General features: G+C 72.1%; 2 protein-coding genes. Both read right to left on the bottom strand.

Annotation, left to right across the window (positions count from 1 at the left end):
- Positions 1–2334, bottom strand: a 2334-nt coding sequence (locus PUR56_RS33035) for a M4 family metallopeptidase (protein WP_329878790.1), incomplete at its 3' end; no start/stop codon positions are given.
- A 546-nt stretch (positions 2335–2880) separates the two neighbouring features.
- Positions 2881–8385 (bottom strand): pullulanase-type alpha-1,6-glucosidase, encoded by a 5505-nt coding sequence (gene pulA, locus PUR56_RS33030; RefSeq protein ID WP_329951646.1) that lies wholly within the window; start codon positions 8383–8385, stop codon positions 2881–2883.
- Positions 8386–8443: the final 58 nt, after the last annotated feature.

The following is an 8443-nucleotide window of genomic DNA, read 5'->3' as shown; positions in this document are numbered from 1 at the left end:
GCTCGTGGCGATCGCGGTGTCGTCGATCACGAAGCTGGTCTGCAGCGAGGCGTCCTCGGTGCCGGTGAACTTGATCGTCACCGACTGGCCCGCGTAGGCCGAGAGGTCGAAGGTGCGCAGCTGGTAGCCGGAGGCCGCGTCCACGTTGGAGTAGGTCTTCAGCGCGGTGCCGTTGACGGTCACGGCCAGCTTGTCGTAGACGGTCGAGCCGGACTCACCGGTGTCGACGTGCAGGTAGAAGCTCAGCGTGGCCCTGCAGCCGGCCGGGATGGACACCGTCTGGGAGAGGGTGTCGGTGTGGGTGGAGCCGTAGCCGTTCAGCCACGCCTTCCAGGTGCCGCCATGCGGGGCCTGCGAGGCCGACTTGTCGACGACACCGCTGGAGGCGGTCCACGGCGCGGCGGTGCCGGTCTCGAAGCCCGCGTTGCCGAGCAGCTGCGCCGGGGTGCAGGTGGTGCTGGTGTCGGTGACCGTCCAGGTGAAGGTGGCGGTGCCGGTCTTGTTCGCGGCGTCCTTCGCGGTCACGGTGACGTTGGAGGTGCCGACGGCGGTCGGGGTGCCGGTGATCACGCCGGTGGAGCCGTTGATCGACAGGCCGGCCGGCAGACCGGTGGCGGTGTAGGTGAGCGGGGCGGTGCCGCCGGTGGCCTTGACGGCCAGGTTGACGGCGGTGCCGACCTTGGTGCTCTGGTTGCCGGGGCTGGTGACGGTGACGCCGCCCGGGTTCGGGGGCACGGTGCCCACGTTGACGCCGGCCCAGGCGGTGCCGACGGCGATCCACTCGGGGCTGTTCTCGCCGTACAGGTCCTTGGCGGCCTTGAGGGTCGCGTCACGGGCGGCGGAGTAGTTGGTGGTGGAGGTCATGTACGAGGTCAGCGCCTTGTACCAGACCTGCAGCGCCTTGTCCCGGCCTATGCCGGTGACGGTGACGTTGTTGGCGGTCGGGCTGTTGTAGCTGACGCCGTTGATGACCTTGGCGCCGCTGCCCTCGGCCAGCAGGTAGAAGAAGTGGTTGGCGACACCGGACGAGTAGTGGACGTCCAGGTTGCCGACGCCCGAGTACCAGGAGTCGGCCGAGCGGCCGTCCTTGGAGGGCTTGTCCATGTAGCGCAGCGGCGTGCCGTTGCCGTTGATGTCGATCAGCTCGCCGACCAGGTAGTCCGGGTTGTCGGCGGGCAGGTTGGCGTAGAACTCGACGGCGTTGCCGAAGATGTCGGAGGTGGCCTCGTTGAGGCCGCCGGACTCGCCGGAGTAGTTGAGGTTGGCGGTGGCGGAGGTGACGCCGTGGCTCATCTCGTGGCCGGCGACGTCGAGTTCGGTCAGCGGGTGGGTGTTGTTGTCACCGTCGCCGTAGGTCATGCAGAAGCAGTCGTCGTCCCAGAAGGCGTTGACGTAGCCGCTGTCGTAGTGGACCCGGCTGAAGGCGCCGACGCCGTCGTTGCGGATGCCGCTGCGACCGAAGGTGTTCTTGTAGAAGTCCCACGTCGCGGCGGCGCCGTACTGGGCGTCGACGGCGGCGGACTCCTTGTTGCTGGCCTGCCCGTTGCCCCAGGTGTCGCTCGACTTGGTGAACAGCGTGCCGTTGCCGGTCGTGCCGTTGTTCATGTTGGTCGTGTACTGGCCGCCGCGGGTGCCGTCCTTGAGCTGGTACGTGGACCCGCTCTGGGTGGTGGTCAGCGGCACGTTGCCGACGAAGACGCCCTGGCCGGTGCCGGTCTTGATGGCCTCGTTCTTGCCGAGCACGGCGCCGGTGGTGGCGTCGGTGACGACGCGCAGGCGACTCGGGGTGCCGTCCGACTCCTTGCCGGTGACGACGGTCTCCCAGGCGAGCTTGGCGGCGCCGTCGGCGGCCCAGACGACCAGGCGCGGGGCGGCGTCGAGGGAGGAGCCCGCCTCGGCGGCGAGCGCGGCCTCCTGGGCCTTCGGGGCGGCGAGCTTCGGCGAGGTGTTCACGCCGGAGAGCACGGCGTCGCTGGCCTTGGTCACGCCCTGGGTGGCGCCGGTGGCGTCCTGGTGGACGATCAGGTCGCCGCCGAGCACCGGGAGACCGGCGTAGGTGCGCTCGTAGCGCAGGTGGCGGGCGCCGTTGGCGTCCTGGACGACGTCCTTGGTGACCAGCTTCTCCTCGCCGGTGAGGCCGAGGGTCTGGGCGAGGCCGGCGGTCTGCTGGTTCGCGGAGGCGATCAGCTGGGCCCGGCTCGCCTGCTGCGCGGCGACGATCGCCGGTGCGTCAGGGGTGACCGCCTGCGCGATGACCGGGATACCGGTCACCAGCAGCGCGGTGGAGGCGGCCATGACAACCGCTGCCTTCCGGGCGTGGGCGTAACGGGACATGCGGACTCCTTTTCCGACCGCCGCGGGGTTCGCGGACGGTGGAGAGAACCTGGTCGCGGGGTCGCGACTCAGTGGGGGCCCCCGCCGCCGGGTGCGCGGCGCGGGTGCGGTTGCGGAGCTGACGTACTGGCAGGGGGGATGCGCTGTACCTGACCTGGGACAGCTGCACCGGGGGGTGGGGCCCCCTCGTCTGCAGCCGGAGGAATCGTGGCAGCAAACGAGCCGTGAATGACAGATGCATGCCATGGATTGGCCGATTAGCTACCGACCCGTACATCTGTCGGACCGCCACCCGTGTTACGGCCGCGGGAACTACCGGAGATCGTTTTCATCACCGCCGGAAAGGTTCGATCACCCCCCGCGGGCACTGACCAGCGCATCCGGTCCGGAGCCGGGTCCGGATGCCGGACGACAGCGCCCGGCAGGCACGGCACATCACCTTTCCGGCCGTGCCAGGGTCGGTTTTCGGCCAACTCCATTCCCTGAATGGAACCGGGCCCCGCACCGCCGTTCAGCGGTGCGGGGCCCGGTCCCGTCGCCGGGTCGTCAGCCCTGCACGAACACCGCCACCGTCCGGCCCGGCACCGTGAACGTGCCGGTGGCGGAGGCGAATCCGGCCTGCTTCACCACCGGGTCGGAGCCGCCGGCCTGGACCGGGTGGAGCGCCTGGGCCGTGCCCGCCAGGGCGCCGACCGTCTGGCTCTGCGCCGTGGGCGTCGCGTTGAACACCACCGTGACGCCCTTCTCCGCGCCCGCCGCCCCGGCCCCGTCCAGGTGCAGGGTGATCACCCCGGGGGTCTCGCCGGGCGTGCCGGAGAGCGGGTACGAGAGCCGCTGCTGGACGGCGGCCAGGGTGGGCAGCGAGAACAGCGGCGAGGAGCGCTTGATCCGCAGGAACTCCTGGTACTGCGCGCTCGTCGCCCGGATGTCCGCGGCGCCCACGACCAGCCGCGGGTCGGCCAGCAGGGCCTTGGCGGCCGGCCACATCTCCCGGTTGTCCGCCGCCGGCGGCAGGCCCCGGCCCCAGCCGTTGCCCCGCTCCGGGTCCCACTGGACGGCGTTGAACCAGTCGCCGGAGTCGTAGGAGTTGGCGTCCAGCGACTTGGAGCGCAACAGGTCGCTGCCGGCCTGGGCGAAGCCGGAGCCCTGGGTGAGCGCGGTCAGCGAGAGCGCCAGCGCCTGCATCCGGGCCCGGTCGGCGGGCGCGGTGGCGGGCGGCAGCTTGTACGCCAGCGCGTCGAACAGGTCGGCGTTGTCGTGCGCGTCCACGTACCCGACCGCCTCGCCCGGCCTGGCCGCGTAGCCGGTCGGGGCGCCGTTGTAGTCGACCTCCCGGCCGGTGACGACCCGTCCGGAGCTGTCGGTGAAGGCGTAGCCGGCCAGGTTGCCGGTCAGCCCGACCTTCAACTGGTCCATCTGCTTCAGCAGCCGGGCCCTCTGCTGCTCGGGCGTGCCGTTGGCGGGCGAGCCGTTCGGGTCGGTGAACAGGCCCGAGGCGAAGCCCTGCTGCGGGGCGGAGGAGAGCTGGAAGTTGCCGCCGCGGGCCGCGTCGCGGAGCCGGTCGTCGAAGGTGGCGATGCCGGTTCCCGCCATGGCGAGCTGGGTAGCCTGCTCGAAGCGGGCGTTGTCCGCGACGACGCCGAAGTTCCAGCCCTCGCCGTAGAGGAGGACGTTCCTGCCGTCGACACCGTCCGACTCCGGAGTCATCCGGCGCAGCGCGGCCTGCACGTCCAGCATGGTGGACTTCGGGTCGAGGCCCATCAGGTCGAAGCGGAAGCCGTCCACCTTGTACTCGCGGGCCCAGGTGGTCACCGAGTCGACCACCAGGCGGTTCATCATGGCGTGCTCGGGCGCGGTGTCGGCGCAGCAGCTGTCCGTGGTCACCTTCCCGTCGGCGTCCAGCCGTTGGTAGTAGCCGGGGACGACCTTGTCCAGCACCGAGTGCTCGGCCTGGCCGCCGGCCGCGGTGTGGTTGTAGACGACGTCGAGGACCACGCGGAGCCCGGCCGCGTGGATCGCCTGCACCATCCGCCGGAACTGCACGGTGCGCGCGGTCCCCTCGGGGTCGGTGGCGTACGAGCCCTCCGGCACCGTGTAGTGCAGCGGGTCGTAGCCCCAGTTGTAGGCGTCCTCGGCGGCGACGGCGGCCACGCACTCCTGCTGCCTGTCGCTGTCGGCCGCCAGGGCGGCGAGGTCGCAGGCGGGCAGCTTCTGCTCGGCCCGGTTCTCCCGGACGGTGGCGATGTCGAAGGTCGGCAGCAGGTGGACGGTGGTCACCCCGGCCAGGGCCAGCTCGCGCAGGTGCTTCATGCCCGCCGATTCGGACTCGGCGAAGGCCAGGTAGGTGCCGCGCTCGGCGGCCGGGACGGTGGCGTCCGCCACCGAGAAGTCCCGGACGTGCAGCTCCTGGATCTGCTGCCGGGCGAGCGGGACGGCCGCCGGGACGGTGTGGTCCTCCCAGCCCGGGGGCTTGAGCGCCGCGGCGGAGAGGTCCGCGACCAGACTCCGCCGCGAATCGGTGGAGAGCGCGACCGAGTACGGGTCGGTGACGGTGTTGACCACCATCTGCCGGGCGCCCGGCGCCCAGACCCTGACCTGGTAGAGGTAGTACCTGCCGTCCAACTCGGCCTTGTCGCGGACGATCTCCCAGACGCCGGTCTCGTCGTCCAGCTTCAGCGGGAGGGTCTTCGGAGTGCCACCGGCCGGGGAGTCGAAGACCTGGACGGACACCTCCTGTGCGGTCGGCGCCCAGAGGGACAGCGCGACCTTGCCGCGGTAGTAGGCCGGGCCGAGGTCGACCTTGCCGGTGCGCCGGGCGTACAGGTCGTCGAGGACGCCGGGGATCTGCACGCCGGTGGCGGCCAGCACGGCGCCGCTGGGCAGGTGTTCGGTGAAGAGCAGCTGGCCGCGCAGGGCGGCGGCCACCCGGGTGGCGTCGCGCGGGTCGACCGTGAACGCCCGGTAGCCGGCGAGGTGCGGGAACGCGGTCCGCTGCGCGGCGGTGAGCCCGCCCGAAACCGGTTCCAACCGGATCCACTGCCCCGCCGCAGTCAGCGCGCCCTTCTCGGTGCGGATGCCGCCGGCGGGGTCGTAGACCAGCTGGGCGCTGGTGCCGGCGGCGAGGGCGGCGTCGGTGGCGCCGTAGCCCGCCGGGACCACGACCGTCCTCGCGTCGATCCACTGGGCCTTGGCCGAGCCGAGGTCCAGCTGCGAGGAGGCGGCGGCGGTCTGCGGCAGCAGGTAGCCCTCGCGGCCTCCGAGGATCCAGACCTCGCGGCCGGTGCCGGTGAGGTCGAGGGACTGGTCGTTCGGCAGGTCCTTGTCGTTGCCCCGGTGGAGGATGTAGCTCAGGCTGGTCGCGCCGGGGGCGAGCGGCACCTCGAAGACGGCTCCGAAGGAGTCGCGGCGCACCGGCATCAGCGGGTTGCCCCAGTCGGTGGGGGTGGCGGCGCCCGTCCAGTCGTGCAGGCCCCAGCCGTCGTAGTCGCCGTCGGCCCGGTTGTAGTGGATCACCGCCGTGCCGGCCGGCGGGGTGCTCACCGGCCCGGGGTCGGCGGTCCGGACGGTCGGGTCGCCCTCCTTGAGCCAGATCTCGCCGGTCGCGCCGACGTCGATCCGGCGGTCGGCGTCGACGTCCTTGACGCCGTCCTTCTCCACGACGAAGCCGACGTCCGAGGCGCCCGGCTTGAGCTTCACGTACGCGAAGGCGCCGTAGGCGTCCCGGCCCGTGAAGCCGTGCCCGGCCGGCCACGGGGTGGCCTCGCCGTCGGCGAGGTCGCCCCAGGCGTAGAGGTTCCAGCCGTCGTAGTCGCCGTTCTTGCGCTGGTAGTGGACGACGGCGTACGGGCGGGCGGTGGCGCTGGGCACCGGCCGGGGGTCGGGGGTGCCGATGGTGAAGCCGCCGGTGGCGGAGCGCAGCCGGCCGGCCGCGTCCTGGACGACGGCCTTGTACCGGACCGGTGTGCCGGGGGCGACGCCGGCGAGGTCCTGGGTCACGGCGTGGCGGCCCGTGTCGGAGGTGCCGAGCACCTGCCAGGGCCGGTCGCCGACCTGTGCGGCGAAGGTGACCCGGTCGAACCCGCCACCGGGGACGTCCGCTCCGACGGTGACGGTGCCGGTGGAGCCGGCGGCGGGCGCGCGCAGGGTGATCGAGGGCGCGGCGGCGGCCGGGGCGATCCGTCCGGCGGCCTTGAGGACGACGGAGGAGAGCGGCGGCACGGTGACGGTGAGCCTGCGGTCGGCGCCGCTGGTGAGCCGCTCGCCCGCTTCCGGGTAGATCCGGTCGAAGCCCTGGCCGGCCGAGAAGGTGTCCAGGGTGACGGTCTTCGGCCCGGCGGCGTTGTTGACGGCCACCAGGTACTCGACCTGCTGCCCGGCGTCGATCCGGGAGAAGGCGTAGACGCCCGGTCCGTCGGCGGCGTACCGCTCGATCTGGGCGCCGTCGGCGAGGGCCGGGTGGTCGCGGCGCAGCTTCGCCAGGCCGGCGATGCCCCGGTACAGCTCACCGTCCTGCCCGTACCGGTCGGCGGGGCCGGTGGCGCCGCCGAGCACGCGGTCGGTGTTGTAGGAGGCGGTCTGCGAGGTGAAGACGTCCTGCCGGGCGTCCTTGTCCCCGCCGGCGCCGGTGAAGCCCTGCTCGTCGCCGTAGTAGACGACGGGCTGGCCGCGGGTGAGGAACATCAGCTCGTTGCCGAGCCGGTCCCTGCGCAGCAGGGTGGCCTCGTCGGCGCCGGGGTCGTCGGCGAGCAGGAAGGAGCCGAACCGTCCCATGTCGTGGTTGCCGAGGAAGGTCGGCAGCTCGTAGGCGTCGGTGTCGGCGGTGGTGTAGCGGTAGTCCTGGCCGTAGACGTCGGCGAGGGTGCGGGCCGAGCCGCCCTGGGAGACGTAGCTACGGGCGGCGTTCTGGAACGGGAAGTCGAGGGTGGCCTGGAGCCGGCCCCTGGTGACGTACGGCGCGGTGACCGCGGGGTCGCCGGAGTAGACCTCGCCGAACATGAAGAACGTGCGGTTGCCCTGCTTGGCGGCGAACTCCTTGAGCGAGGGGGCCCACTGCTGCCAGAACGCCATGTTGACGTGCTTGACGGTGTCGATCCGGAAGCCGTCCACGCCGGCTTCCCTGACCCACTGCTGGTAGACCTTCTCGAAGCCCTTGACCACCTTGGGGTTCTGGGTGTCCAGGTCGTCGAGGCCGGAGAAGTCGCCCTCGGTCGCGGACTCGCCGGCGAAGGTCGAGTCGCCCCGGTTGTGGTAGAGCGCGGGGTCGTTGAGCCAGGCCGGGGTCTTGGCGGTGGCGTCGGCCGGCCGGCGGAAGACCGGGCTGTAGGGGAACGAGTCCTTGCCCAGTTTCGGCCAGGCGGCGTTCGCGTCGGCGAGCGCGGTCTCGTCGACCGGCCTGCCGTCGGCGTCCAGGACCGGGAACGCCCCGGTGGTGCGGTAGCCGTACTGCTGCTGCCGGTAGTCGATGACGTCGGCGGTGTGGTTCGTGATGACGTCGAAGAAGACCTTCATGCCGCGCCGGTGGGCCTCGGCTATCAGCTCCTTGAGCTGCTCGTTGGTGCCGAAGTGCGGGTCGACCTGGGTGAAGTCGGTGATCCAGTAGCCGTGGTACCCGGCGCTCGCGCTGTCGCCCGTGCCCTGGACCGGTTTGTTCCGGAAGAGCGGCGCCATCCAGATCGCGGTGGTGCCGAGGTTCTGGACGTAGTCGAGCCGCTGGAGCAGGCCGGCCAGGTCGCCGCCGTGGTAGAAGCCCTTGTCGGCCGGGTCGAGGCCGTGGTCCAGCCGGGTGCCGGTGATGCCCCCGGTGTCGTTGCCGCGGTCGCCGTTGGCGAACCGGTCCGGCAGGACGAAGTAGAACTGCTCGCGGGTCAGGTCGTGGCGCCCGGCGGTGGCGGCGAGCGCGGCGTCCGAGGGCGGTCCGGGCGGGCCTGCGGCGAGTGCGGCCGGGCCGGCGGTACCGAGGGTGGCGGCGGTCAGCGAGGCGGCGAGCAGCACCGCCGTCCGGCCGGGTCTGCGGGTGGTGCGCCGCCGGCGGCGGGGCGGGACATCGGCCACGGAGGGCTCCCTTGCGGGGGAAGGGGTGAGCGAGTTGCCAGGACGCTAGCGGCCTGCA

The sequence above is a fragment of the Streptomyces sp. BE303 genome, assembly GCF_036290945.1.
Taxonomy (GTDB): domain Bacteria; phylum Actinomycetota; class Actinomycetes; order Streptomycetales; family Streptomycetaceae; genus Kitasatospora.
Note: the sequence above shows the minus strand (reverse complement) of the source record. Positions and strands in the feature narration are given on the sequence as shown.